Genomic DNA, 26,656 nt, shown 5'->3' with positions numbered 1-26,656 from the left:
TTACAGGGAGGATTTTATTTGTACCGTTTTCTTGCTGCCGATGACGGAATGTTCAATTGATCGCGGTATTTCGCCACTGTGCGTCTGGAGATTTGGATGCGATGCTGTTCATATAACAGGTCGGCAAGCTTTTGATCTGAGAGGGGTTTTGTTTTATCCTCTTGCTGAATCAATGCTTGAAGATGCGTTTTGACCGCATAGTTGGATGTATCGCCATCCCCAGAGGCCTCTGCTTTTCCTGAGAAGAACATCTTCATCTCAAACAATCCGTAAGGCGTTTGTATCGTTTTCCCTTTAATGGCCCGGCTGATGGTTGATTCATGCAGGCCCAGACAATCCGCCACCTCTCTCAGTGTCAGCGGCTTCATGGCGCTCCGCCCTTTCAGGAAAAAATCTTTTTGACGTGCGGTCAGCTCATTTACAATTCTGGTGATCGTCTGCTTCCGCTGCCTCAGCGCGCGGCTCAGCCAGCGCCACTCCTGATATTTCGCAGATAAATAGGAAACCGTATCCTGACAGGCGCCCGACGATAGAAGCGGCCTGTACTGCGGATGCAGCTCAATCTCCGGGAACGAGCGGCTGTTCAGTTCCGCTGTGATCTGGCCGTTTTTAACGATGATGAAAATGTCAGGTTCAATATACATATCCTGCTCCGGACTGGCAAACAGAAGGCCGGGTCTTGGGTGAAGCGCAGCAATTTTATCAGAAATGTCCTGAATCGCGTGAAGCGGGATTCCAGTTTCTTTTGAAAGCGCTTTCCAGTTTTTTTGCGCAAATACATCAAAGTGTTCTGAAACAAGCAGTTCCGCCTGTTTATTTCTGTTCGGAAGACGCTGTAATTGCAGCAGAATACACTCTTGAAGAGATCTTGCGCCGATTCCCGCTGGTTCAAGCGACTGAAGTTTTCTCAGCACCGCTTCCGCTTCCTCTGCCGAAACAGACAGGCGCCGGGCTGCCTCCTCCACATCTTCCTCCAGATATCCGTTTGAATCAAGCGAATGTATCAGATAATTAAAAATCTTTTTTTCAGTGTTAGACAGATTCATATCCAGCGACTGCTGTTTGAGGACATCCTGCAGTGTTTTTTGCGGATTGCTTAATTGAAGGCCCGTCTCCTGCCTGCTGATCCTGTTTTTGCTTGTTTTATGGTAAGATAGTGGCGGTGTGTCTGTTTCCTTTCGTTCAATAAGAGGGTTTTCCAGTGAGAGCTCATCAATGTATTCGGCCAGTTCCGCCGAATGATAGCCAAGCAGCGTGATGGCCTGCCTGAGCTCCTGTGTCAGTTGAGGCTTTAGTACTTGTACTTGCTGAAGTTTCATATCCATCTTGCTCACTCCCCTTTCTTCATTGTACATGATTGGGATGACACCGTATACATTTATGAAAAAGGAGCTGCCAAAGAAATGTCTGAACTTTTTTCTGTACCGTATTTTATTGAAAACTTAAAGCAGCATATTGAAATGAACCCGTCTGAGGATAAGATCCACGCAATGAACAGCTACTACCGTTCTGTGGTCTCAACACTTGTGCAGGATCAGCTGACAAAAAACTCAGTTGTCCTGAAGCGGATTCAGCATTTAGATGAAGCCTACAACAAAGTAAAACGCGGAGAATCAAAATAAACCTTCCGCTCACATGTGAGCAGGAAGGTTTTCCTTCTTTGAGGCGTCCCGAATGATTTGAGTATTTGGCACTCCCTCCATCCAAGTATGATAGTAATTGGCGTTTTTTCCGTAGGAATTATCAATGACCGTGTTTTCTTTTTGAAGAAGAGAAGACAAAATATGGCCGTGCAGCCTTGACGTTTCCACCGATTTGTAACGGCTGAAAAAGCGAATGGCTTTGGTGACGATGTAATCCGAGTATTTTCTCCATATAAATGCGATCGGCAGAGGATTGCCCGCTTTTTTGTTCAGGACGTTCAGCGTTTGGAGAAAAGCGATTGTCCGGCGGTCTGAAGCTGACAGCACTGTACGCCAGTCATAGCTTTCCGCTTGCGCATGTCTTTGAAGCTCATCATTTGCTTCATGATCTGTTCTGATAAATCTCAGCTTTTGGCCGGTCGGCTGCTGTGTCGGAATGATGGGAAACAGCTGGTGGGCCATATCAGGCAAAAGCTTGATATGATTGTTTTGAAAGTACGCCTGTGCCGTGGCATAGGAGGCTTTTTCCCTTGTGATGATATGCAGATTTGAATGGGCAGAGAAAATGTCAGCTGTCCGTTTTAAGTTATCTTCATTCTGATAATAGATCGATTGCGGCAGGATGACAATTTTGTGGTCCGGATAGGTTTGAACGATTTTCTCTCTAAATCCTTGATAGTACGGATATAAATCCCCGAAGTTGCCGCCTCCCTGACAGACGATGATCAGATTCGGATCAAGCTTACGCCCGATTGGGAAATTGTCTGGATTCCAGCGGTTTCTGACCCGAATGTCATTTTCTTTAAAAAAGGCTTCCGTTCCTTTCATTATAAATAGATCCCCTACATTTCCGTATAGAGGATAGTCGGCGTAAATGATTTCGGATTGCTTCGGAATCATTTCGAGCAGCCCGGCCAGTTTTTTCTTCAGGCTGATTATTGAATGCTTGCTGTCCATCTCTTCACCTCTGTTGTTTGGAATAAGTGTAACAACACATCGATTACTCGGTCTTGATCTTCTTCGGTCATATTTGTTCCGGATGGGAGGCAGATCCCTCGCCTGAATAAGTTTTCGCACACACTTTCAGAATCTGAATGGGAATAAAATGCAGACGAAGTAAACAGAGGCTGGGTATGCAGCGGCTTCCAAAGCGGTCTCGCTTCAATCTGTTCTTCAGCAAGATGCTGAACTACCTCATATGGAATCAGCCCGTTATCGAGCGTGAGTGCAGTAAGCCAGCGGTTGGACACGCCTTCCGAGTATTCCGGCATAAAGCAAACGCCATCTATGCTGCCAAGCGCTTTTTCGTACCTCGCAAAAATCTCCCGTCTTTTCTCCACCCGCTCATCCAGCACCTCAAGCTGGGCAATGCCGACTCCGGCAAGGATATTGCTCAATCTGTAGTTGTGCCCGATTTCACTGTGCTGATAATGAACAGCAGGATCGCGGGCCTGTGAAGCGAGAAATCTTGCTTTTTCAATGGCGGCTTCATCGTCTGATACAAGCATCCCGCCTCCTGAAGTGGTAATGATTTTGTTTCCATTAAATGAATAAACGCCGAAACGGCCGAATGTCCCGCTCTGCTTCCCTTTATAGACCGAACCGAGGGATTCAGCCGCATCCTCAATGACCGGCACGCCGTATAAGCCGCACAGGCTTACAATCTCATCCATTTTCGCGCTTTGTCCGTACAGGTTGACGGCAATGACCGCTTTTGGCGGATTTCCATTTCGTTTCGCTTCCCCCAGTGCTCTTTCAAGTGCTTTCGGAGACATATTCCACGTATCCGGCTCAGAATCTATAAAAACAGGCACCGCTTTTTCATATAAAATCGGGTTTGCCGTTGCCACAAATGTAAAGGACGGACAAAACACGATGTCTCCCGCTTTTACATCCAGCAAACGTAGCGCCAAATGAATCGCGGCGGTGCCTGAGCTGACCGCAGCCGCCCCTTTGGCGCCGACTCGTTCAGCCAGTTTTTCTTCAAATGTATTCACAAGCGGCCCAAGCGGCGCAATCCAGTTAGAGCGAAAGGCTTCTGAAATATAGTGCTGCTCCCTGCCGCTCATATGAGGGGCGGATAAGTAAATTTTTTTATGCATGTAACCATCCTTTGCTTTAGGTTTGAATAGAGGAAATCACGCGCGCCGGGGTGCCGGCTGCCGTTACTCCGTCAGGGATGGAGCGGATCACCGCGGAGCCTGCGCCGATAATGCTCCAAGAGCCGATAGTAACCTGCGGAATGACGGAGGCCCCGGTGCCCACATGAGCCCCTTCTTGAACCGCAATACCACCAGAAAGCGTGGCGCGCGGAGAAAGATGAACAAAATCGCCGATCTGATTGTCGTGCTCTGCAATCGCGCCCGTATTGATGATACAATGGGCGCCGATCTGAACATCAGCCTGAATAATCGCACCGGCCATAATAACCGTTCCCTCCCCGATGACAGCCGATTTGCTGATGATGGCTGACGGGTGGATTAATGTGATGAAATCTTCTTTGTATAACCCCAGCCGCTCCGCCAGCTGTTTCCTGACGCTGTTGTTTCCAATTGCAATCACAAACATGACGTCAGGGATCAGTCTGCGCAATTCAGGAATTGCTTCCGAGGGGCCTGTGTACAGCTCTTTCTCAGCATCAAATGTGCTGAATTTATCGTCCAGCACCGCAGCTAAGCGCGTGTCTGAACGGGCGCTTATGAGTTCTCTGATCACCTTTCCGTGACCGCCGTCTCCCACAATGGCCACGTTTCTCATGAGGACACATCTCCGCTTCCTGTGAAGCGTTCTGCGGTCACATGATTGGTTTGCTGTATACCTTCTGACACAAGAACTTTGCGTACCGTCAGACATAAAATTTTCAAATCGATCAAGAATGAACGGTTGTCAACGTACCAAACATCCAGTTCAAATTTCTTTTCCCAGGAAATCGCGTTTCTGCCGTTGACCTGCGCCCAGCCTGTAATCCCGGGTTTCACCTCATGGCGCCGTGCCTGCTGTTTCGTATAAAGCGGCAGATAGTCCATCAGCAGCGGCCGGGGACCGACGAGGCTGAGGTCTCCTTTCAAAACGTTCAGAAGCTGTGGCAGCTCATCAATGCTCAGCTTTCTGATCAGCCTGCCTGTTTTCGTAAGCCTGACTGCATCCGGCAGCAGATTTCCCTCACTGTCCCGTTCGTCCGTCATCGTTCTGAATTTATAAAGGGTGAACGGCTTCCCATGCAGGCCGGGCCGTACTTGTTTAAAAAAGACAGGCGATCCTATTTTCAGCCTGACAACGGCGATAGTGAATAGAATAATGACACCCGTGCAGCACAATAAAAGAATAGCGGCCGTCAGATCAAAAAGACGTTTCAGGATCAAATATTTACAGCTCCTTTCGTTTTTCTAAACCGTTTCAGCACCAGCTGTCGTTCTTCTTTCGTACAAACAAGCATAAAAGCGAATACCCCGTAGCAGCAGCTGACAGCGGCACCTGCGGCAATCAGTGATGTCCAGCTTTCAATGGTGATACATAACTGAATGGCCTCACAAACCGCCCAGGCAAATAAAGCGGCAAAGACCGGACCGAACATGCCTGTAAAGAACACATGCTTTTTGTAGCCGGTAATGCGTGATACATATAGCGGCGTAAAGATGACATTTTTCAGCACAAGCGAAATCGCCCCGGCCAGCGTAATGCCGTAAAGCCCCAGATGCGCCGGCCCGCTTAATGTGACCGCCAGCACAACATTCACTGCGCCTAACAGCAGGGTGACGAGCGCCGGTGTTTTTTGTTGATTAAAGGCGGTCCATATATAAAACAGCGGCATAAAGGCAAGACTGACCGCCAAATATCCGGCGTGAATATATAAAAGCGGCACTACAGAGGAAAAGGACGGTCCAAGCCAGATCGTCAGAAAAGGCCCGGCCAAACCTCCCAATAATGCAGCCGGAAGCGCAAGCAAAAGCCCGTTCAGTCTCACTGCCTGATTGGCGTACTTGACCAAGCCGTCCATATCGCCTTTTGAATAATAAGAAGTAATGACAGGCGCAAATAGAGATGCGACTGTTCCTGCCAAACTGCGCAGCAGCAGCGGAAACTGGATAATCGCCGCGTATTTTCCCGCTTCAGATGCACCCAGCACCAAGTTGGCGGTCAATAGGTCGATCTGCAAAAAAAGCAGCACGCCGATCTGATTGACTGAGTTCCAGGTTCCTGCCTGAAACAGTTCCTTGCTTATGCGGAATGACAAGTCTTTCAGCCTAAATGAAAACCATGGAATCAGTTTTCTGAAAAAGCAGAAAGACAGAATAGACGCTATGACGGCACCGGCTAAAGCGGCAAGCTGAATCTGCCAGATTTTTGGCGTAAAGCAGGCAAACAGCGCCAGCACACACAATACACGGATGAGCATTTGCACCGCCTGAATAGAACTGGTGATATACAGCCGATTGGCATAAAACGGCGCCGCCCCAAACCCCGCCATCAAAAATGTTAAAAGAAACAGCAAACTTCCAATCAAAATCGACAGCCGAACATCAGCCAAAAGATCCTGAGGGACGTTCATAACGCGGTCAATAAAAAAAGCCGCACTCAAAAGAGGCAGCAGAAGCAGCAATGAAATCAAAACAGACGCAGCCAAATAATTGCTGATATACGCATTTGCTTTTTCCTGCTCTCCCCTGTGGGCTGCAACAGAAAAAAAACGCACAACCACGGAGCTGAGCGCCACCGTGATAATTGAAAAATAATTAATCACATTTTGCGTTAAATTCACAAAGCCGAAAGCCTCCACACCGAGCGTTTTGACAATAAAAGGCGTCATCCAGACAGACAGGAATACGGACAGAAGAAAAGCTGTGAGATTGGCGCTGAAGTTAATGGTGAATTTCATGCCTGCTTTGCACTGCCTTTCATGGTTCCCCGTGTCTCAAAAAACAGTTTGATGAGAAAGATCAGCCGCCATTTGCACAGCCCTAAGACCAATCGCTCGCCTCTGCCTAATTTCTCATGCTGGAGCGGTGTGTGTCTGACAGCCTGCCGCACCATGTCATAGGATAAAATCTGTCTGATCTGTTTTTTGATGTCTTTCGCCGGCTGCGGTGAGGCACAGGCGTTTGCCAGAAGCATCGGAAGCTGGTGCTTGCAAATGTACACATCTAAATCTTCTTTGCATACAGCCGCTAAGCCGCACTGATTGTAGAATGCGAGTTTGGCTTGATATTGTTTTTGGATATTTTCATCCATCGCAGGTTTATAAGGGAGTTCCGTCAGGCTGTTCGGATTTTCACGGTATATGTACAAGCCTTCATCCAGCATTTTTACCCGCTCGGCTTCATAAAAAGCAGATAAATTAAAGGGTGAATCTTCAGCAAAACGGATGTTTTCATCAAACCACAGGTTCGCCCTTTCCAAAAGCTCACGGCGATACACATATCGCCATACATACCAGATAAATCTCGTTTCGTGGGCACATTGGAGCTGTACAGCTATATCCGCTTTTGTCAGCATACGGCCTGTTTCGAGCTGCGGCGGTACGTATACCCGTTTGTCTTCAAACTGTTTATAAAATCCGCAGCCAGCGATATCGAGCCGGTGCTGCTCCGCTTCTTCTGCAAGCCTTTGAAACATGGCGGGAGAGACATAATCGTCTCCGTCTACAAACCCGATATACGTGCCGCGCGCCGCTTTGATTCCCGCGTTTCGTGCCGAACTCAAGCCGCCATTTTTTTTATGAATGACTTGAACTCTTGCATCCCGTTTCGCGTATGCCGCTGCCATCTCACCAGATCGATCGGGTGTTCCATCATTAACAAGGATGATTTCTATATCGGAAAGCGTTTGGGCAAGCAGTGAATTGATGCATTCTTCAATGAATGGTTCAACGTTATACATCGGGACAATAATGCTGACGAGCGGTGTCATTGTGCTTCACCGCTGATTTTATCCCGCAGCCCTTTAAAATACATATCCCGCGGAAAGCCGGCACGGTTTGTTTCTTTTGTCAGCAGCTCTTTCACTGCGGCTGTCACAATTTCCGGCTCCGGCTGTTCAATCAGCTTCATGGTTGGAATACCTTTCAGCCATTGGTAGCCTTCCATGACTTTATGATCAAAAGACCGGATCACTACACACGGCGTTCCTGTCAGCGCACAAAAAATCATGCCGTGCAGCCTGTCTGTGACAACGGCTTCAGCACTTTGCAGCTTAGACCAAAGCGCTTCCAGCTCCTGTTCCCGTGTGCCGCGGCTGACCCGGCGACCGATCGTTGTCGTAAAAGCTTTGATATCACCAAATTCATCAAAAAGAGCGGCCTTCACGCGGTTTCTCTGATCCTCCTGAAGCACGCTTTCCTGATCCTCGCGCAAACACATATAAACCCCTTCGCGATCCGCAGGGGTGCTGCTTCTATCTAAATACAGCACCATATCAGGCTGCTTCAGGATCTTTTTTTCTTTAAAATGCCGCTTCATAAATTGATACGTAGTTTCATCCCGGGCCATCAGCAATAAACCAGGGTGCGCGTTATAAATTTTCTGCGCCCGTTTCAGCTCTCTTCGTCCCTTTTTCGTATCAGAAAAATGAACGGTTGCCGGTAGCTGGACGATTTGATAATCATGAAACGTTTTAATGATAAAGCGGCGCGTCCACTCTTCATACCGGTATAAATCCCCCATGTTTCCGCCGCCGATGATAAAGACCATATCCTCCGGGTGGCGGGAGCGGATCAGCGCTTTTGCTGATTTGTATATGTCCTTCATATCGACCTCAACGATTTCAAAATCGGAGTATTCATGCTCAAGAAACGCTTTGCTCGCATAAGCAATGGCGTGATCCCCCAAATTGTCATGGGAAGGCAGCAGGGTCAGAATGATTTTCTTTTTATGTGCGGCAGCCTTTTCCGGCTGATCGGCCGCCCCCAGCCAAAATTGAGACGGGTACTTGACCTTTAGCAGCAGCCATTCTGCAAGATTGATTTTCAATGAATGTAACGACATGTCTTCACCCTCTGATTTTCATTTTGTACTCGATCACTCGCTGATACGCGGCGGACGCCATGGCAACGAGCGGAATCATTCTGTATTTCGCCATCAGCAGCAGGCATGACCGTTTTGCGTCAAAAGGCGCTGTCCCCGTTTTCGACAGACTGCCTTGAAACACCGGATCAGCGCAAATCACGCCGACCGTTTTGAGCCTTTCCAAAAGACGCCGGCTGCCGCTTGTTTTCCATTCGTTCAAGAGACAGATGGTCCCATGGAGAACGATAAAGAAATCAAGCTCCTTTCGGTACTCCTCCAGCTTGTTGTTCTCCTGTAAAAACGCTGCGTTTGCCTGATACAGCGCCAGTCCTGATTCAAACAGTTTTTTCTGATAACCCTGCACGATGGAGGAAAGGTGAATGCGATAATGGTAGAGAGGCGCTTCTACATAGGAAACCGAGCGGGCGAAAAAATGTGCCCTGAAGCTGAAAAACTGATCCTCGACATGCTCCAGCTCACCTCTGAGCGGGAACGAAAGCCGGTGTGCGTCAATCATGCTTCTTCGGTACAGTTTATTCCATGAAAATCCCCTGACCTTCCCTTCGAATAACGCCTTGATATAGGACTCCTTCGGCTGATCCTGATAGGTTTCCGCAATGTCTGAGACAACGGTTTTTTCAGTGTCCTCAAACTCCGCGGCATAGTTGCAAATGACCAGATCGGTTTCCTCCGATGCTGCCTGAACCATTTGCAAGCAATAATCAGGCTCGATCCAATCGTCTGAATCAATAAAAGCCACAAATTCGCCGCGGGCCGCCTCGATCCCTCTGTTCCGGACCGCACCGAGCCCTTGGTTTTCCTGGTGAATGACTCTGAATCGTTTATCCTTTTCTGCATATTCCTCCGCGATGTCCGGGCTGGCGTCTGCCGAACCGTCATTGACGATGATGATTTCAATATTGTCCAATGTCTGGTTCTTTAAAGATTCAAGGCAGTTTCTGATATAGGTTTCTGTATTATAAACAGCGACTAACAGACTAACCGCAGGTGTTTCCATAATGACCGGCTCCTCTTGCATAAATTACCGGGAAAAAATCGTTCTGTACGGCAGAACGGAAGAATCAACCGGCATAAGCAAATAACTGTATAAAAAATAACAAACCACAATGGCGATATAGATCAACGCATTCGATTTCTCATCAAATATTCTGACAAAATAAGGGACTAGGATCATTTGATACAGTCCGAAGTAAATATTAAACCTGGCAAAGATCACGTCCTTTGTGGCCAAGAGACCGAATAAAAACCCGAGAAGGCACAAATTGACGACAATATCGATTTGCGGCCACAGCTTTCGGAGACGCTCCCTGTAACAAAAGGCCAAAAACAGCGGCAGGACCAAAACAGCGATTTTGACCACATTCATTCCGTTTGTATTTGTCATCAGCCACTTTTCATAATGGCTGTATGAGCTGTTTTCAAGGACAACGACAAATACCGAAATAAATTTCTGATACAAAAAGGTCATGCCGAGAAATAAAGCTGAGAGGCCGAATATTGCCGGTGACCAGGCTTTTCTTCTGACAATAAAATAGACCGGAATCATCACCAGCGCCGAGGAGTGAAAGAGCGAACTGACCAGCACAATCAGAAAATAACGCTTCCAGTTTCCATTGATGATATAGCGAATCGCCCAAAACAAAGCGGCTGCCACCATGTATTGTCTGATTCCGTTAAAGGATGCGTAATAATGAAAGGTTCCTAAAAATAAAAAGACGCTCAGCTCAAACGGTCTTCCGTAGTCTGCCAGCGTCTTGATAATAAAGATATAGGTCACGGCCGCAACGGTCACATACATGATTTGCGGGTCCTTCGTGATGAAATTCATCAGCCATAGCAGTGCGGTAAAGCCCGGATCTGTTGCCGTTTTCGCCGTGCCGAAACCGAATATCTGCCAAATATTTTGATAGTCTCCTGCCATTTGATACAGCAGCGTATACGTCTGAAAATCTGTACCGACCCTGTAACGCAGGCCCGAAACAAGCACAAGTGAGGCAAGCGGAATCCAAATGAGAAGCTTGTTCGGACGATAGCCGGTCGCAAGTGACTCATCCCGGCCGCCGCACATTTTAGCAAACCAAGACCAAATATATACAATTCCCATATTGACGACATACACAATCATTTTTATTGTCCTTTTTCAGTGCTAATCTGATATAAATTCATCAATGCACCCACATTTCGCCGCGCATCATAGCCAAGTTTCGCAAGGGTATCTTTCACGAGCTCCCGCTTCGGCCTGCCTGCGGCGGCCGCTCTTACAATTGTTTCAGCCCAAATATCCATCGGCTTAGAGAGACTCACCCTTTTCACAAGTCCGAGCCCCGTGTCGACTTTTTCTGTGATCGTGTCGGAAATAATGCACGGAAGGCCCGAAGCCTGCGCTTCCACAAGCACAACAGGCAAGCCTTCGTACAATGACGGCATGACAAATACATCAAAGGTGCGCATGAGCTCATGAATGTGTTCTTCAGTTCCTAAAAAGAGGACATCTGAAAGCAGATTCAGCCGCCGCGCTTCCTCCTCCATCTGCTCCCGCAGCGGTCCGTCTCCTGCGAGAACCATCTGAAAACGAACTCCCCGTTTTTTCAGGTGAACGGCAAGCTTCAGCAAAAACGCGTGGTTTTTCACTTCATGAAATCGGGCCACATGACCAATGATCAGACGGTCAGATGCTATGCCGCGTGCTTTTTTTTCGTCATCGGCCGCCTGCCCGGCGGGAGAGAACAGATCAAGGTCGATTCCGTTCGGCAGCAGATGAACACGCTTCCGCTCCATATTGGATCGCCCGAACAAAAACCGGCCCGCATCCTCTCCGCAAGCGCACAATTCAGTCGCATAAGCCAAAATGAGGCGTCTGAACACCATCAGCTGCAGGCGGTCCTTCCAATTGAAGCCGGTCTTCCACGAGGTGTTATGGGAATGGCATACTCTGACCTGCACCCCGGCTAGCCTTGCCGCAAGCGCGATAAAGCCGGTTTGAAAATCTGTGTGCGCATGAACCGCGCTGAACGGCCCGTTTTCTTTTATTGTGTTTCTTACATTCTTCACAAATGTGAGGGGATTGCTTTGTCCGATACTCGGGACATAAAAAAGCCGCCCGCCTAGCGATAAAATTTCTTCATCATAAGCGCACGGATCATTTCGATAGGTTAAAAAATCAAATTGCACCTTGCTTCTATCCATTTTCCGATATAAATTCATGACCATGGTTTCCGCGCCGCCCCTGTTCATGCCGCTGAGAACATGGAGCACGCGCTGCTGGCTGTTATTCATGCTTCACAAGCCCTTCCTTCTGATTCATCACTCTTTTTTTATGATAACGATTCATCACAGCAGGAGGCATAAACGCGCGAATGAGCGGTTTTGCGATATAGATGTAAGCGGAAAAAGGAAGCTTCAGGCGTCTGCATGCCTGGTACACAAGAATAGCGTTGTCGATTGAATAGGTAAAAGACCGCCTCTTGAATGCGTCGCTGTCTTCCCTTACTTTATACAGCGCTTCTTGGAGGTTATAGCCTCGGAAGCCCTCTCCAAAAAAGCGGAGCCACAAATCGATATCCTCCATTCGTCTTGTCCGCCGCACCGAACGATAGCCTTTCAGCGTACGGTAAGCGCTGGCTCTCATCATGATTGTCCCATGACAAAACGGCGTCCCTTTCGCCATGATGGCCGGCTCCGGAACAGAAGGCAGCATCCGTGGGCCCCTTACGCCAAATTCATCAAACACTAGCATGCCGGTGCCGACCACCTGGTAGTGCCGATGCTTTTCTAAAAAGGCAACCTGCTTCTCCAGACGGCGCGGAAAGGACAGATCATCTCCGTCCTGACGGGCGATATACTCGCCTGTCGCATAAGAAAGACAGTGATTTAACGAAGCGGCCAGCCGCTTGTTTGTTTGATTGTGAATCAGCTTGATGCGGTCGCTGTAATGAGCGGCATACTGCTTCGCAATACGGAGCGTGCCGTCTGTTGACGCATCATCGCACATAATCAGCTCCCAATTTTTATAGGATTGGCTGAGAATGGATTCAATGCTTTCCGCCAAAGTGCGTTCACAATTATAAATGCCCATAATGACAGAAACTTTCGGTCCTGAATTCATACGCTTTTCTCCTTTTTATCCATATCCATGTACACGGAATAAATATCTGCCATTTCTTCTACCGTTCGCGCTTCCGAAAAGCGCAAGGCTGTTTGGCGGCCTTCCTGTCCGAGTGTTCTCCGCAGTTCCGGCTCAAGGTAGAGCTGTTCAATCCGATCGGCAAAAGCGGCGCTGTCGCCAATTTTGATGAGAAACCCGTTTTTTCCGTCCCGGATGATTTCCCGGTGTCCGCGGTTCTCAGTGGCAATCGCCGGCTTCTCCGCCGCCATTCCCTCAAGCACATTCATGCCGAGGCCTTCTCTGATGCTGGATGCGACAGATACATCCGCAAGCTGGATCAGCTCGTGAATATCGCGGCAAAAGCCGTAAAAGCAAACATTGCGGGAAGCTCCAAGCTTTTCAGCTAAGGCCCGATACGTTTGTTCCATCGCTCCTTCTCCGGCAAAAACAAGACGGAGCTCAGGAATCTTATCTTTCAGCAGTGCGGCAGCTTCAATTAACAGCTTCTGATTTTTGTTTAGGTTCAGTTCAGCCGGATAGATCAATATAAAGTCGTCTTTTTGGAAGCCGTGCTTTTCTCTCAGCCTATGCTGCTCTTCAAGGCTGACTGGCCGGAACCTGTCTGTATTAACGCCGATGCCGTGAATTTTTTCTGTCATTCCGCCCGGTCTTTGAAGCCCTTTCGCTCGTGTGTAATCTTCTTCATTTATGGTGATCAGGCAGTCTGTATAGGCAGAAAGCCATTTTTCAACCGGATAATAAAGGACCCAGTTTTTCATCGGCGCTCCGCTGCAAAAATGAAATCCGTGAGCGGTGTAGATCACCTTTGTTCCGTTTCGTCTCGCATGCCGTGACGCAAGCCGGGCAAGAACACCGCCGACCGGCGTATGGCAATGGACGATGTCGTACTGATTGGTCTCGATCACTTTCTTCAGCTGTCTGTAAACGGCAATGTTCTGAGGATGAAAGGGTGACCTTCGGATCGGAATGGAGAATTTCTCATCGACATACGGCAGCCGCGTCTGTCCGCTCGCAGCAACATGAACCTTCCAGCCCAATTGTTTAAACCATTTAAAGTAAGGAAGATGAAAAGCTTTAAAGTGATAATCGACAGTGGCACAAAATAGTATTTTTTTCGTCATCTCCACTCCCCCTAACGAACGCCGGCAGCCGTCATTTCGTTTGATGTGTCTATTGCCGCAAACAGCCGCTCTCTGAGCTCGGCTTCCGGCAGCTGATTGAAATCTTCTATAAAGCGCATCAGCAATGGCCAGTCGCCGTCCACCGCTTTGCCGATATGGATTTTCGGAAAAACTTGTTCAGCGTGAACTTCATTTTTGTTCAGCAGCTCCTCATACATTTTTTCACCCGGGCGAATGCCTGTGAACTCAATCGGAATCTGCTCCGTCGTGTAGCCAGATAAATGAATGAGGTTTTTGGCGAGATCGACAATCTTCACGGGCTCGCCCATATCAAGAACAAAAATTTGGCGTCCTTTCGCCAGCGCTCCAGCTTGGATGACAAGCCGTGACGCTTCGGGAATGGTCATGAAATAACGGGTCATCGCCGGATGTGTCACCGTAACGGGACCGCCTTTTTCAATCTGTTTCTTAAAAACCGGAATGACGCTGCCTCGGCTGCCAAGCACATTGCCAAAGCGGACAGCGACGAATTTTGTTCTGCTGAATTTCCCCAAATTCATAATAATCATTTCAGCAAAGCGTTTTGTTGCCCCCATTACATTGGCCGGGTTCACCGCTTTATCAGATGAAATGAGCACAAATGTCTCTGTCCCGCACATATCTGCCGCTTCCGCCACATTTTTTGTTCCGATAATGTTGTTTTTGACTGCCTCTTCGGGGTTGTGCTCCATTAAAGGCACATGCTTATGGGCAGCCGCATGATAGACGACGTGCGGTTCGTATTTTTTCATTAAGGTAAACATTTTGTCGCGGTCCTGCACATCCGCAATTTCTGTGTGGAACACGATGTGTTTGCCGAATCGTCCATTCAGTTCAGAATAAATAGAATGAATGCTGTTTTCCCCATGGCCGAGAAGAACGATTTCCTTAGGCTGGAACGCGCTGATTTGCCGGCAGATTTCCGAGCCGATTGAACCGCCCGCTCCTGTGACGAGAACTGTTTTTTCTTTGATGCGGTTTGAAATTTCGCTTGTGTCGAGGGTTATCGGCTTCCTGCCGAGTAAATCCTCAGCCTTTACATCTCTGATTTGCCCGGCAGTGCGCGTTCCAAGCAGCATTTCATCAAAATGAGGCATGATTTTGATGTTCACTCCGGTCCGCACGCATTCTTTGTATAGCACCTGCAGTTCATGGGTACGGAGAGAAGGAATCGCAATGATAATATAGTTAATTTTGAGCTTTTGCACCGCAGGCATGATACTTTCTTTTCCGCCGATGACGGGCAGTCCCATCATTTCCAGCTTATGTTTCGTTTGATCGTCATCAATAAAAGCGACAGGTGTAATGTCAGGATCGTCTTTCTGCAGCAGCTGCCTGACCATCAGGGTTCCGCCTGATCCCGCTCCGATAATCAATGCGCGGGCCGACGTGCTGCGTTTTTTTCTGATGCTTTCTTTTAATATTCTCGATAAAACGCGGGTCCCCCCGATGAACAGAAGCTGAAGCACCCAGCACGCCGTTAACAGCCGGAAAAACATTGTATGATACACAGCGTACTGAATGATGCCGGTCACAGCGGCTGAAATCGTAATGACCTTAAGCAGAGCGATCAGTTCGCCAAGCCCGGTGTATGTCCAGACTTGTTTATACTGACGGAACAGGATAGCACATACATGATAGCTGAGGAGCAAGCTGACAGCGGTAAGCAATAATGCTCCGGAGTCATAAAATTGATAAGAATCTTTTAAAAATTGATATCCTGCAATAACTGAATTCAAAACGAGATAAGTATCCAGCGCGATAATCATTGACAGTCTTCTCCGGTAACTCAACCTTTTCCCCCCTAATACTTTTATCGGTTTAGCTGCGGCGGTTTCGTCATCTAAAAAACGACAGCAGCTAAACCGATAACATTTCCTATGTATATCAAATAAGTGGGCATTTAACCCGTCCTCACGCCCCGCCAGCGACGACCAGCATCTAAGGCAGCCTGTTCAAGCTTGCCCACAGCGGAGCCGAGTGCCTCCATTGATACAGGTAAGGAGACATCACCTAAAAGCAAAAATTAATAGGAATAGTGTTCAGATTTTTTCATTTTCTTTTTATTTAAGAGAGCGCCTAACAGCTTTGCATTGGATTGCTCCAGTGCGTCCTTCGCTTTCAGGACGGTATCGGTTTTTGTTTTTCCGCTTAAGACAACGAGCACGCTTCCATCTGTCTGGTTCGCTAAAATTTGAGCGTCCGCGACAGCTAAAAGCGGAGGAGAATCAAAGATCACCAGACTGAATTGGTCATAGATATCTGATATCAAATCTCCCATTGCCTTCGAGGATAACAGTTCTGCCGGATTCGGCGGCGTCGGTCCGCTTGTCAGCACATATAAGTTATCGATCGGGGTCTTTTGCACCGTTTCATTTAGAGAAGCATTGCCGACCAGCACATTTGTCAGCCCGGTCAGATTTTCAACCTGAAACGTCTGGTTAATTGTCGGTTTTCTTAAATCGGCGTCCACCAGCAGCACTTTCTTTTCCTGCTGCTGCGCAAAGACTGCCGCAAGATTCGCTGCACTGAACGATTTTCCTTCACCAGGCACAGAGGAGGTGACGAGAATGGACCGCAAGTTGGTCTGTACGGATGAAAACTCAATGTTTGTCCGAATGGTGCGATATTGTTCCGCAACAATTGATTTATGATGTAAAACGGATATTTGAGCCAAACCTCGCCTTGCTTTCTTTTTTCTAAAGACCACTCACTTCACTCCTCGAAATGTTTTATCCAACCCTGCGATTCCGTTTCTTTTTGACATCAGGGACGGAGCCTAAGCAGGGCAATCCGGTTTTCTCGCTGAGCTGCCGTGCGCTTTTGCACGTATCATCGAGAAAATGCAGAAAAAATGCCAGTGTAATGCCGCCCATCACGGCCGCCCCAAAAGCCATGACCATATTTCTCATTCGGGACGGCTTGATCATCGAGCTTTCAGAAGCCTTCGCCTCTGATAGAATATGTACGCCTTGGACATTCATTCTTTCATCTACTTCTTTTTCAAACTTGCTGACTAACGTGTTCGCAATCTTAGCCGCTCGCTCGGGATTGTGATCCTGAACAGCAATGGTAATAATTTCCGATTCATTTTCACTGCTTGTCATCACTTTTCCTTTCAGCGAGGAAGCCGATTCAGAAAGATGCAATTCCGACTTGACCTCTTCCATCAAGGCCGTGCTTTTTATAATCGATTGGAACGTGCTGCTGTACTGAAGATTTCGCTGGATGTCACTGAGATTCGAGTTTTCTTCACCGTCTGATTCATGAATCAGCACTTGAGTCGACGCCTGATAAGTCGGTGAAATAACCTTAAATTGCACAAAACCTGTAATAAAGGTGACGCCTATTGTGATGAGCAGAATCAGCACGAATCTATGTCTGACAATCGCGTATAACTCTTTAAAACTCATATTCTCATTCATATATTCATAGCCTTCAGCCTTCTCACGGCTGGCTTCCCAAGCCCCTTTCTGTTAATGATTGGATTATAAAAGAAAACTTTATTATTTAAAAATTGCAAAATAAGCCAATAAGTTCTCTTTAGAGAACAATATCATGATTTTCCTCTTATTTACTGCGCTTCCCTTATTATTTTAAATTTTATAAAGAACGAATAATTCCTTATAATGAACGAAATAACGACAGGAATAGAGGAGAATTTCATATTATGATTGGAAGAATTATCCGTTTGTACCGCAAAAGAAAAGGCTATTCTATTAATCAGCTGGCTATCGAGTCAGGCGTTTCTAAATCCTATTTAAGCAAGATTGAAAGAGGCGTTCATACGAATCCGTCCGTTCAATTTTTGAAAAAAGTATCAGCAACCCTGGATGTCGAATTAACAGAATTATTCGACGCTGAAACGATGATGTATCAAAAAATCAGCGGCGGAGAGGAAGAATGGCGTGTGCATCTTGTACAAGCTGTTCAAGCCGGAATGGAAAAAGAAGAATTGTTCACTTTTACGAACAAGCTAAAGAAAGAGGAGCCTGAAACCGCCTCCTACCGAAACCGAAAGCTGACAGAATCGAATATAGAAGAGTGGAAAGCGCTGATGGCGGAAGCGAGAGAAATCGGCCTGACGGTTCAGGAAGTCAAATCCTTTTTAAAAACGATGGGAAAATGAATATCGTAGAAGGGCTGAGGTTCGCATCGTAAGGTCAAATATGGCTATAATGGGGGGAAAAGGGAGAGAACGCTATGTCTGAATCAGTGGTCAAAACGCAATACGGCACAGTGAAAGGCATTTCAAAAAACGGTGTCCAAACATGGAAAGGCATCCCCTACGCAAAGCCGCCCGTCGGACAATTGCGCTTTAAAGCACCTGATCCGCCGGCGGCCTGGGAAGGCGTACTGGACGCAACTGCATACGGCCCGGTTTGCCCGCAGCCGCCTGATTTACTGTCATATTCATACCCTGAACTCCCCCGCCAGTCTGAGGACTGCCTGTATGTAAATGTATTTGCACCTGACACTCCGGGCAAAAATCGTCCTGTCATGGTGTGGATTCATGGCGGCACATTTTATCTCGGCGCGGGCAGTGAGCCTTTATACGACGGCTCGAACCTGGCGGCTCAGGGAGATGTCATTGTCGTCACTCTGAACTATCGGCTGGGGCCATTCGGCTTTTTGCATTTGTCTTCCATTGATGAAGCGTATTCCGACAACCTTGGACTGCTTGACCAAACCGCGGCTCTGAAATGGGTCAAGGACAATATCTCTGCGTTTGGCGGCGATCCGGAAAATGTAACGGTGTTTGGAGAATCAGCAGGCGGTATGAGCATTGCCGCACTGCTTGCCATGCCTGCTGCAAAAGGCCTGTTCCAGAAAGCAATCTTGGAAAGCGGCTCTTCCCGAACCATGACAGAAGAAAAAGCGGCAAGCACCGCGCATGCTTTTTTACGAATCCTTGGAATTGACCGTTACCAATTGGACAGGCTGCATACTGTGTCTGCGGAAGATTTGCTTAAAGCCGCCGACCAGCTGCGAAAAACCGAAAATGAAAATATCTTTCAGCTGTTCTTCCAGCCTGCACTTGATCCGAAAACACTGCCTGCTGAGCCGGAGAAAGCCATCGCTGAAGGAGCCGCTGACGGCATTCCGCTGTTAATCGGAACAAATCGTGATGAAGGGTATTTATTTTTCACGCCGGATTCAGAAGTTCACTCTCAGGAAACAATTGATGAAGCGCTTGAGTATCTATTGGGTCAGCCGCTGGCAAAGAAAGCGGCCGAGCTGTATCCGCGCTCTCTCGAAAGCCAAATTCATATCATGACCGATTTGCTGTTTTGGCGCCCGGCCGTCGCCTGCGCCTCCGCCCAGTCCCGTTACGCACCTGTCTGGATGTACCGATTCGACTGGCATCCGGACAAGCCGCCGTACAATAAAGCGTTTCACGCACTGGAACTGCCGTTTGTGTTCGGCAATCTAAACGGACTGAAACGAATGGTACAAGCAGACATTACGGATGAGGTCAAACAGCTCTCACACACGATACAATCAGCATGGCTTGCCTTCGCAAAAACAGGAAATCCAAGCTGCGAGGATGTACAATGGCCGGCTTATACTGAAGACAAACGAGAAACCTTGATTTTGAATTCCGAACTTTCTATTGAGCATGATCCTGATGGTGAGAAGCGGAAAAAACTATTAAACTCATAAGGAGAATCACATGGGGAAATCGGGCTGCTTGGGTGCCGTCATCGTTGTGGCAGCGTGTATCTTCATTTTATCAGCAGTCGTTTTTTTGCGAGACACAGCTTATTACCAGCCCATTCGCTGGATTGGAATCATACTGTTTTTCGCAGGAATTGTGATGGTGCCCACATACTCAGCAAAAAGAACCCGGTAAAGAGAAGTCATTCTCTTTACCGGGTTTTTGTTTTTTTACAATTTTCCTGCGCGAATATCGTCTGTCATTCCTTCATAAGGTGCTTTAGAAATGACTTCCTCATTATCGGCTCCCTCATTTTTCAAAAATGTAATTTCCGCAAATTCAGGCACTACGTATTTTGGATAGGTTTCATATTTTTCGCGTGATTCTTTCATCAGGTCAATGTGGTCATTTTGGTAGCAGACCGTAATTTCAGGATGTTCATGCACCCATTTCGGGAAGAAAATAATGCCGTGCATGCGTTTTTCATTCGGCATAAAGTTTAACGAAACATCTGTGCCTGTCGGCTCTGTCCAAGACACTTTATATACGCCCTCTGTCAGTTTGACAATGTTCACTTCCTGATCCCGAACCCAGCGTCCGGCAACCATTCCGCTATGAATTCTATAATCAATTGTATGGTCATTTTTAATATAAATCTCGTATTCCCAACCGTTTTCATAAGTATAAATCATGTGGCTTCCGATAAAGTTTTCCATATTTCACACTCTCCTTAGTCTTTTACTCTACTTCATAAATATCTAATCGAACGTAATCAGGGGTTCTTTCTGCGGAACCGATAAACAAGCGGTCATGCAGCCATTGATAGGTTTCACTGCCTGTCTCAAAAGTCGGCACCGTACGGAAATAAACATGCTCGGTGTCAATCATTTCTCCGGCAGCTGCTTGGGTTCGGAACGGCTCGCTGACTTGCCGTATTCCATTGTTTTCAATGTAAATCAGTTCATGATCTGCAGTTTCTATGACATATCTGGCAGATAAATCTGTTCTGCCGTCAGCGCGAATGATTTGCGAATCAGCCGCCCGGCAAAATACGTCCTTCCACTTCCCCGGTTATTGTTCCCGATCGAATCGGAATCCAACGTCTCAGCCCTAAGCCTGTCTCACCAATGGTGATCGGAGGATCAACCTTCATGTCTAGAGAGACGAATTTCTTTAAAACTGGCTTCTTCATAAGCACCACCTGACCTTCAGAAGAGATCATGTAACTATTTACATGTTTACTTTAACAACATTACATGAGGCTGTCAAACGATAAGAACACAAAAAAACAAGAGCCGATTACATACAGCCCTTGTTGAATGGTTCGTTTTGATAGGTAAGATACGTGCTGACCGTGCTTTTTGCGAGACAATCAGAGGAATTTATAATCGGGATATCACCGTGAAAATGATCTAACACCGTGTTCAAATCTGTGCAAGCCGAAATGATGAGATCCGCTCTTTTACTGATTTCCAAATATAGCTCCCGCCATATGTCCTGAGTTTTGTGAACATGATTCGGCTGTTTGATCGCGGCGATGAGCTGATTGACTTCCCGCTGCCAATGTTTCTCATGAATAAACTCATGTCCGCCCGCCTTCAACCCTTTTTGATAAATACAGGATTGTATGGTTGAATCTGTTCCTAAAACAGCCACTTTTTGTGCTGAATCCGGAAGCTCCTTCATCGTTTCCTCAATGATATGTAACAAAGGAATCGACAATGCCTGCTGGATGTCTTCAAAATAGGCATGCGCGGTATTACAAGGAAGAGAAATAAAGTCCGCACCGGTCTTCTCCAGCTTGACGGCTCCATCAATAATCGCTTTTTTCATTTCATCATGATCGATTGGACGATCGACATAAAAGGGTGTCGGACAGGAATAAATCATCATCTGCGGGTAGTCGATATCATGTGAAGCGCCATAGAGCTTCTGACAGTAATCAATGACATTATCTAAAAACGGAGAGGTCGATTTTGGCCCCATTCCAGCTAATATGCCAATCTCAAATTCATTCCTTTCTATCCGTCCGGACCGCTTCTTCCTCTGTTCCGTCCTGATAAATGATAAAGCTCTTCGCAGCACCATCCCCTAACATAAATTCAACTTCAACAGGCAATGATTGCATAAAGAAACGGGTTTCCGAGGAAGGAAATAATTCAAACCTCATCTGTCCGGTAATTTGCAGATAAAGCCGCTCGTTCTCGGCTGTCACCGCCGCAGCTGTCCCATCATGAATGGAGTAGCTGCCAACATAGCGGCTGTAAATCGCTGTATCAATGTCTTTTTTCTTTTTATCAGCAGGACGTTCCGGGATTTCATAAGGCTGGTCAAATAAAATATTCTCCGCCGCCTTCAGTATCGCTTGCTCATAATCAGCATCCTGTTCCATATTGCTCAAATAGATCAGCGTTTTACGATGGTCTATATATCGGATCATCATCGTCGAATAGCCGGGCCAGCCTCCGCTATGGCTGACAATTCGTCCTTTTTCAGGACTGTTTTGCAGCACCCAGCCAAATCCGTAGTCAACCGTTTCCCCATTGTTCAGTTGTACAGGAGAAAACGCTGCTTCCTTAGAAACCTCGCTGATCAATTTGTCCTGATATAAAGCCTGATCAAATCGAAATAAATCGCTTGTGACAGAATTCACTGTACCGTCTCCCTGTATTCCATCCAGATACACAACATAGCTGGTTTCCTCCAGATCATCAGGAAGAACGTACTGTCCGGAATGCACATCATACACATAACCATACGCATAGCCTTCAATCTGCTCAGGACGCAGCCTTCTGTTATATACTCTCGTGTTCGCCATACCGACCGGGGTGAAAATATGTTGTTTCAAAAAGTCCGCATAGCTCATGCCCGATGCCTTCTCAATCAAAACTGCCAGCAGCACATACCCCGTATTGCTGTACAGCCAGCCTTCATTCGGAGCAAAATAGCAAGGCGGCTGCTCATTCATCAGCATATCCACTACATCCTGATTCACTGCAATCTTGCTTTTATTCCAATTGGCAAAAAACCACTCTATATATTCCGGAAGCCCGGATGTATGGTTCAATAAGTGCCGAATCGTAACGCCTTCATAAGGAAATCCGGGAATCCAGCGCTCCACCGTATCCTCATAACCAAGCATCCCTTTCTCCTCCAATAGAACAACTGCCATTGCTGTAAAAGGCTTTGATAGTGATGCCAGCTCAAACAAAGAATTCTCTTGCAAAAGCCGTTTTCCCGGCAAATCCGCATAACCGAAAGCGTGATGATATAATATGTCGCCATCCTCTGCGGCTAAAACCGCCCCGTTGAAATGTTTTCTTTCACCTAATGTTTCAAATAAAGTCTTAAGTTCCTTCCTTTTCTTCTGCTTCATTGCTCCACCTCCCCTTTTTCATACGATACTGAGCTATTAATGTTTCAATTATTTTGAAAATATAAAAAAAGCTGATCAATCCTCTAACAGGAAAAATCAACTTTAGATTTACATTGAATCAAAATCTCCTTTTTACGCAGTCGGAGAAGGAACTCTGGCGGCTGCAAAACGGGTTCTCGGAGTCGCTTGAATGAATCCTGCGGCAGTACTTCTCATTGCAACTGTCACCGTATCTCCGGCGTTTAACTGAAGAATTTCCGTAATGGCTACGACTGCCGGAAGATTTCCTGCTTGAAATTGGCTATTTCCGCCTATCACATCTTGATTCACGAGAAATACGACTTCTAAGTTGAAGTCAACAATCGCATTCGTTTGAAACTCAACTGATGCATTTAAAGAATATACGCCTGCTGTTCTCGGTGAAAATGTAGATGTGTTGGGGTTATATTCATTCGCCAAATCAAATTGTACATTTTGAAATCGGACTCCGCTAGCTGCATTTGCAGCCACTGACAGATTCGCATTGCTGGTGGCTCTGAAAGCAGAAATAGGCTGGTTCGTATCTGATGTAATTGGTGCGAAGAGCTGGTTTTGTTGAGTGGATGGGGTATTTCCATTTCTGCCTTGCATGACACTTGGTGATAAAAGAGGTTCCGGTCGATCGTTTCTCTTAATCCATTTAGTTGGCCGTGGCGGCATTGACTTATTCCTCCTTATACGTTTTCTTTCGCTTCTATCATTTGTTTGCTTTCGCAATACATTATTATATTGATCGTTACAGGGTTTGAAACGGTATCTGCCCGACTAAACTCAAAACAAAAATGAAAGCTGCTAGTTCCAAAACGGATTACTGCCTCTATTACAAGACCTATAAAAAAGATATAAGATCAATTCACATTTTAAATTGCGATTACGAGAATTACCAATGGCAATATCGTTTGGTATCCCCTGTTATCTGCGGGTACAGCCAGCATCATCACCGCGATGAGAGCCACAAAAAAGCCGGGATACCATCCTCCCGGCCTTTCCAGCTTATTTACCTGTTTCCGCAAAGCGCTTGAGCCGCTCGCCGATTTCGTCACGAACTCGCTGAAAGAACACCCATTTTTCCGCTTCCGATCCTTCTGCTTTTGCAGGGTCATCAAAGCCCCAATGCTCGCGCTTGACGTGAGGCGGTGTCATCGGGCATTTATCAGCCGCGTCTCCGCAAAGCGTCACGACAAGATCAGCACTGTTTAGTATAGCCGGATCGATGATATCTGATGTTTGGCCGGAGATGTCGATCCCCGCTTCCTTCATCGCTTTTACAGCATTCGGATTGAGCCCGTGCGCTTCGATTCCCGCGCTGTATACATTCCATTCATCTTCTAGATATTGTTTCGCCCAGCCTTCAGCCATTTGGCTGCGGCAGGAGTTGCCCGTGCATAAAAAGTAGATGATTTTTTTAGTCATGTTTGTTCATCTCCCAGATGTTTTAGTGAATGATCAATAACCAGATATAAAGGCCAAAAAGAGTCATCAGCAGGGTCGGAACAGTCAGGATCACCCCTGTTTTCACGTATGCCCCCCAAGAGATTTTCACTCCTTTTTGCGCGAGAACATGAAGCCATAACAGCGTCGCCAGCGACCCAATCGGCGTGATTTTCGGCCCCAGATCAGAACCGATGACATTTGCATAAATTAAGGCTTCTTTCATCATTCCATGTGTATCCGTACCAGCTATCGCAATAGCATCAATCATGACGGTCGGCATGTTATTCATTACCGATGATAAAATAGCCGCGATAAAGCCCATTCCCATGGTTCCCGCCAACAGCCCCTGGTCTGCGGCTGCCTGTATAAGGCTGGACAGAAGGTCTGTTAAGCCGGCGTTTCTTAACCCGTACACGACGACATACATCCCAATGGAAAAAAACACAATCGCCCACGGTGCTCCTTTGACCACCTGCTTCGTATGAACGGCCGGGCTGTTCTTCGCCATAATAAGAAAGAAAACAGCCACCGCACCGGCGATAAAGGATACGGGGATGGACCATATTTCGCTTACAAAATAACCGATTAATAACATGGCCAGCACAAGCCATGACATACGAAACATGTTTATATCTTTAATGGCGTCAGCCGGTTTCTTCACCTGACTGAGATCATAATGTTTCGGAATCCCTTTTCTGAAAAATAAGTATAAGACGAGTATACTTGCCGCAAGCGAAAAGAGATTCGGGACAATCATCCGTGCCGCATATTCAATGAACCCGACGTGAAAGAAATCGGCCGACACGATATTCACCAAATTGCTGACCACAAGCGGAAGCGATGTTGTATCAGCGATAAACCCGCTCGCGATAATAAATGGGAACACCAGCTTTTCTTCAAAACGCAAAGCCCGCATCATCGCAAGCACAATCGGCGTTAAAATAAGCGCCGCACCGTCATTGGCAAAAAACGCCGCCACGACGGCGCCTAAAACGGAAATATAAATAAACATACGAAGGCCGCTGCCTTTGGCCGCCTTCGCCATATGCAAAGCAGCCCATTCGAAAAAGCCAATGTGGTCTAAAATGAGCGAGATGAGAATGATCGCCACAAACGCCAGAGTCGCATTCCATACAATGCCGGTAACGTCCGCCACATCCTTTACGCTCACAACCCCCGCAAGCAAGGCCAAAACCGCTCCCCCGCAGGCTGACCAGCCAATAGACAGATTTTTCGGCTGCCAAATAACAAAAATAAGTGTAAGGATAAAGATACTTGCTGCTAAAACTGCTGAACTCAAACGAGAACCTCCTACTTACAAGAAACTTGAGTTTCTTTTTTCTGAATAGACTGCAACACGTCATCATCTGAGCTGATGTGACCGAGAATCGATTGAATCAATCCATATTCAGGACAAGCCGAATTAATTGAATAAAACCGCCATTGTCCCTTTTTCTCTTCTTTCACAAATCCGGCCTGTTTCAGCTTCCGTAAATGCTGGCTGATAGCTGGCTGGCTCATGTCAAACATATCGACAAACTGGCAGACACAGTATGTTTTTTCCTCCAGCAGCTTCATGATCAAAAGCCTGGTTTGATCATGAAGAAGCTTCAGGCAGTGACTGATTTCAGCAGATGTCAAGGCATGCTTCATCAAAGCATCAGCTCCCTTCCGCGTTCATTGTATAATTCACCAATTATATAAGTCAATACTTATATGCTAGAAGAAAAAGGACCACCGTTTAAAATCTTTTTTATTATCATTCCTGCCCTTATGAAGCTAAAATGGCTTTATTTATACTGTCACATATTGTGAATGATTTATGAATTTACATTTCTTTATCACTTTTGTGTTGTCGGATAGGCCTGATAAAAAGGAACTTTATGCCCATGCGAAAGCTTTTTATAACCTGTAGAAGATGTAAAGAAACAATCAGCCATATTAGTCCATAAGACCTGTACTCTTAAATTCTTTTTCTTCATTTTCTATCAAACAAAAGAGGAAAATAGACCCGTTGAAATAAGGATCAGTGTCTAATAGAATAATGTCGAAAAGTAAATTACGCAGGTTTGTTACTGATAAAGCAGGCAAGACCTAAAATGTGTTAAGGGCAAAGTGTATTCTTTGACGTCACCCCTTTACATATTTTAGGTCTTTTTTATTGCACGTAACCGACTTGCCATTATCAACATGAGGG

Annotated in this window: 26 protein-coding genes and 2 pseudogenes; 4 read left to right on the top strand and 24 right to left on the bottom strand. The window is 46.6% G+C overall.

Annotated features, from left to right (window positions below; all coding sequences use genetic code 11):
* Positions 1 to 14 precede the first annotated feature (14 nt).
* On the bottom strand, positions 15 to 1,325 hold the full coding sequence (gene rpoN / locus KXD37_RS09485; RefSeq protein WP_127696458.1) for an RNA polymerase factor sigma-54: 1,311 nt from the start codon (positions 1,323 to 1,325) through the stop codon (positions 15 to 17).
* A 78-nt stretch (positions 1,326 to 1,403) separates the two neighbouring features.
* Here rpoN and yvfG point away from each other — a divergent pair, with 78 nt between their 5' ends.
* Positions 1,404 to 1,622: a protein YvfG gene (gene yvfG, locus KXD37_RS09480; protein WP_024122922.1), complete on the top strand. Its 219-nt coding sequence runs from the start codon at positions 1,404 to 1,406 to the stop codon at positions 1,620 to 1,622.
* Between the two features lie 9 nt (positions 1,623 to 1,631).
* Here yvfG and KXD37_RS09475 read toward each other — a convergent pair whose 3' ends face one another.
* The 15 genes from KXD37_RS09475 to KXD37_RS09405 form a co-directional block, all read right to left on the bottom strand.
* The gene (locus tag KXD37_RS09475) at positions 1,632 to 2,600 is read right to left on the bottom strand and encodes a polysaccharide pyruvyl transferase family protein (protein WP_106019588.1); all 969 of its coding nucleotides are present in this window, start codon (positions 2,598 to 2,600) and stop codon (positions 1,632 to 1,634) included.
* Positions 2,579 to 3,745, bottom strand: a complete 1,167-nt coding sequence (locus KXD37_RS09470) for a DegT/DnrJ/EryC1/StrS family aminotransferase (protein WP_254517886.1) — start codon at positions 3,743 to 3,745, stop codon at positions 2,579 to 2,581. Before KXD37_RS09470 ends, KXD37_RS09475 begins: the two co-directional genes overlap by 22 nt.
* A 16-nt stretch (positions 3,746 to 3,761) precedes the next feature.
* Positions 3,762 to 4,400, bottom strand: a complete 639-nt coding sequence (locus tag KXD37_RS09465) for an acetyltransferase (protein ID WP_188323320.1) — start codon at positions 4,398 to 4,400, stop codon at positions 3,762 to 3,764.
* Positions 4,397 to 5,005, bottom strand: a complete 609-nt coding sequence (locus KXD37_RS09460) for a sugar transferase (RefSeq protein ID WP_101864748.1) — start codon at positions 5,003 to 5,005, stop codon at positions 4,397 to 4,399. The genes KXD37_RS09465 and KXD37_RS09460 overlap by 4 nt, the downstream gene beginning before the upstream one ends.
* Entirely contained in the window at positions 5,002 to 6,519 is a 1,518-nt protein-coding gene (locus KXD37_RS09455; protein ID WP_151174527.1) for an MATE family efflux transporter, read from the bottom strand. Before KXD37_RS09455 ends, KXD37_RS09460 begins: the two co-directional genes overlap by 4 nt.
* Positions 6,516 to 7,550: a glycosyltransferase gene (locus KXD37_RS09450; RefSeq protein WP_106021969.1), complete on the bottom strand. Its 1,035-nt coding sequence runs from the start codon at positions 7,548 to 7,550 to the stop codon at positions 6,516 to 6,518. Before KXD37_RS09450 ends, KXD37_RS09455 begins: the two co-directional genes overlap by 4 nt.
* Positions 7,547 to 8,623 (bottom strand): polysaccharide pyruvyl transferase family protein, encoded by a 1,077-nt coding sequence (locus KXD37_RS09445; protein ID WP_263463495.1) that lies wholly within the window; start codon positions 8,621 to 8,623, stop codon positions 7,547 to 7,549. The genes KXD37_RS09450 and KXD37_RS09445 overlap by 4 nt, the downstream gene beginning before the upstream one ends.
* Before the next feature lie 4 nt (positions 8,624 to 8,627).
* Positions 8,628 to 9,662, bottom strand: a complete 1,035-nt coding sequence (locus KXD37_RS09440; protein ID WP_263463494.1) for a glycosyltransferase — start codon at positions 9,660 to 9,662, stop codon at positions 8,628 to 8,630.
* Between the two features lie 24 nt (positions 9,663 to 9,686).
* Entirely contained in the window at positions 9,687 to 10,790 is a 1,104-nt protein-coding gene (gene epsG / locus KXD37_RS09435; RefSeq protein ID WP_024122931.1) for a biofilm exopolysaccharide biosynthesis protein EpsG, read from the bottom strand.
* Positions 10,791 to 10,792: 2 nt separating this feature from the next.
* On the bottom strand, positions 10,793 to 11,941 hold the full coding sequence (locus KXD37_RS09430) for a glycosyltransferase family 1 protein (RefSeq protein WP_099043507.1): 1,149 nt from the start codon (positions 11,939 to 11,941) through the stop codon (positions 10,793 to 10,795).
* Positions 11,934 to 12,770: a glycosyltransferase EpsE gene (gene epsE / locus KXD37_RS09425; RefSeq protein WP_263463493.1), complete on the bottom strand. Its 837-nt coding sequence runs from the start codon at positions 12,768 to 12,770 to the stop codon at positions 11,934 to 11,936. The genes KXD37_RS09430 and epsE overlap by 8 nt, the downstream gene beginning before the upstream one ends.
* Positions 12,767 to 13,912 (bottom strand): glycosyltransferase family 4 protein, encoded by a 1,146-nt coding sequence (locus KXD37_RS09420; RefSeq protein ID WP_106021965.1) that lies wholly within the window; start codon positions 13,910 to 13,912, stop codon positions 12,767 to 12,769. The genes epsE and KXD37_RS09420 overlap by 4 nt, the downstream gene beginning before the upstream one ends.
* A gap of 11 nt (positions 13,913 to 13,923) precedes the next feature.
* A complete protein-coding gene (locus KXD37_RS09415; RefSeq protein ID WP_174754434.1) occupies positions 13,924 to 15,744 on the bottom strand; it encodes a polysaccharide biosynthesis protein in 1,821 nt (606 codons plus the stop codon).
* A gap of 233 nt (positions 15,745 to 15,977) precedes the next feature.
* A complete protein-coding gene (epsB, locus tag KXD37_RS09410; protein ID WP_024122936.1) occupies positions 15,978 to 16,661 on the bottom strand; it encodes a protein tyrosine kinase EpsB in 684 nt (227 codons plus the stop codon).
* A 22-nt stretch (positions 16,662 to 16,683) separates the two neighbouring features.
* Positions 16,684 to 17,376, bottom strand: coding sequence for a YveK family protein (locus tag KXD37_RS09405; RefSeq protein WP_106021964.1), 693 nt, complete (start codon positions 17,374 to 17,376; stop codon positions 16,684 to 16,686).
* Positions 17,377 to 17,621: 245 nt separating this feature from the next.
* On the opposite strand from KXD37_RS09405, the gene slrR reads away from it, so the two are divergent.
* The 3 genes and pseudogenes from slrR to KXD37_RS09390 form a co-directional block, all read left to right on the top strand.
* A complete protein-coding gene (gene slrR / locus KXD37_RS09400; RefSeq protein ID WP_101859908.1) occupies positions 17,622 to 18,080 on the top strand; it encodes an HTH-type transcriptional regulator SlrR in 459 nt (152 codons plus the stop codon).
* Positions 18,081 to 18,154: 74 nt separating this feature from the next.
* A complete protein-coding gene (locus tag KXD37_RS09395; protein ID WP_254517888.1) occupies positions 18,155 to 19,615 on the top strand; it encodes a carboxylesterase/lipase family protein in 1,461 nt (486 codons plus the stop codon).
* A 10-nt stretch (positions 19,616 to 19,625) separates the two neighbouring features.
* A pseudogene (locus tag KXD37_RS09390) lies at positions 19,626 to 19,812 on the top strand (hypothetical protein); the annotation flags it as partial.
* Positions 19,813 to 19,840: 28 nt separating this feature from the next.
* Here the strand turns inward: KXD37_RS09390 and padC are convergent.
* The 8 genes and pseudogenes from padC to KXD37_RS09350 form a co-directional block, all read right to left on the bottom strand.
* Positions 19,841 to 20,326, bottom strand: coding sequence for a phenolic acid decarboxylase (gene padC / locus KXD37_RS09385; protein ID WP_003235304.1), 486 nt, complete (start codon positions 20,324 to 20,326; stop codon positions 19,841 to 19,843).
* Between the two features lie 22 nt (positions 20,327 to 20,348).
* Positions 20,349 to 20,802, bottom strand: a pseudogene (locus KXD37_RS09380) (DUF3237 domain-containing protein).
* A 107-nt stretch (positions 20,803 to 20,909) separates the two neighbouring features.
* On the bottom strand, positions 20,910 to 21,614 hold the full coding sequence (locus tag KXD37_RS09375) for an aspartate/glutamate racemase family protein (RefSeq protein WP_263463506.1): 705 nt from the start codon (positions 21,612 to 21,614) through the stop codon (positions 20,910 to 20,912).
* 7 nt (positions 21,615 to 21,621) lie between these two features.
* Positions 21,622 to 22,986 (bottom strand): serine hydrolase, encoded by a 1,365-nt coding sequence (locus tag KXD37_RS09370; RefSeq protein WP_151174534.1) that lies wholly within the window; start codon positions 22,984 to 22,986, stop codon positions 21,622 to 21,624.
* A gap of 132 nt (positions 22,987 to 23,118) precedes the next feature.
* Positions 23,119 to 23,685, bottom strand: a complete 567-nt coding sequence (locus KXD37_RS09365; RefSeq protein WP_024122943.1) for a C1q-like domain-containing protein — start codon at positions 23,683 to 23,685, stop codon at positions 23,119 to 23,121.
* Between the two features lie 333 nt (positions 23,686 to 24,018).
* Positions 24,019 to 24,438: an arsenate reductase (thioredoxin) gene (arsC, locus tag KXD37_RS09360; RefSeq protein WP_106019603.1), complete on the bottom strand. Its 420-nt coding sequence runs from the start codon at positions 24,436 to 24,438 to the stop codon at positions 24,019 to 24,021.
* Between the two features lie 22 nt (positions 24,439 to 24,460).
* The gene (locus tag KXD37_RS09355; RefSeq protein ID WP_254517889.1) at positions 24,461 to 25,759 is read right to left on the bottom strand and encodes an arsenic transporter; all 1,299 of its coding nucleotides are present in this window, start codon (positions 25,757 to 25,759) and stop codon (positions 24,461 to 24,463) included.
* 11 nt (positions 25,760 to 25,770) lie between these two features.
* Entirely contained in the window at positions 25,771 to 26,112 is a 342-nt protein-coding gene (locus tag KXD37_RS09350) for an ArsR/SmtB family transcription factor (RefSeq protein WP_105990931.1), read from the bottom strand.
* Positions 26,113 to 26,656: the final 544 nt, after the last annotated feature.

Origin of the sequence: Bacillus sp. XT-2 (assembly GCF_025696525.1) — a bacterium.
GTDB classification, from domain to species: Bacteria; Bacillota; Bacilli; order Bacillales; family Bacillaceae; genus Bacillus; species Bacillus halotolerans.
Note: the sequence above shows the minus strand (reverse complement) of the source record. Positions and strands in the feature narration are given on the sequence as shown.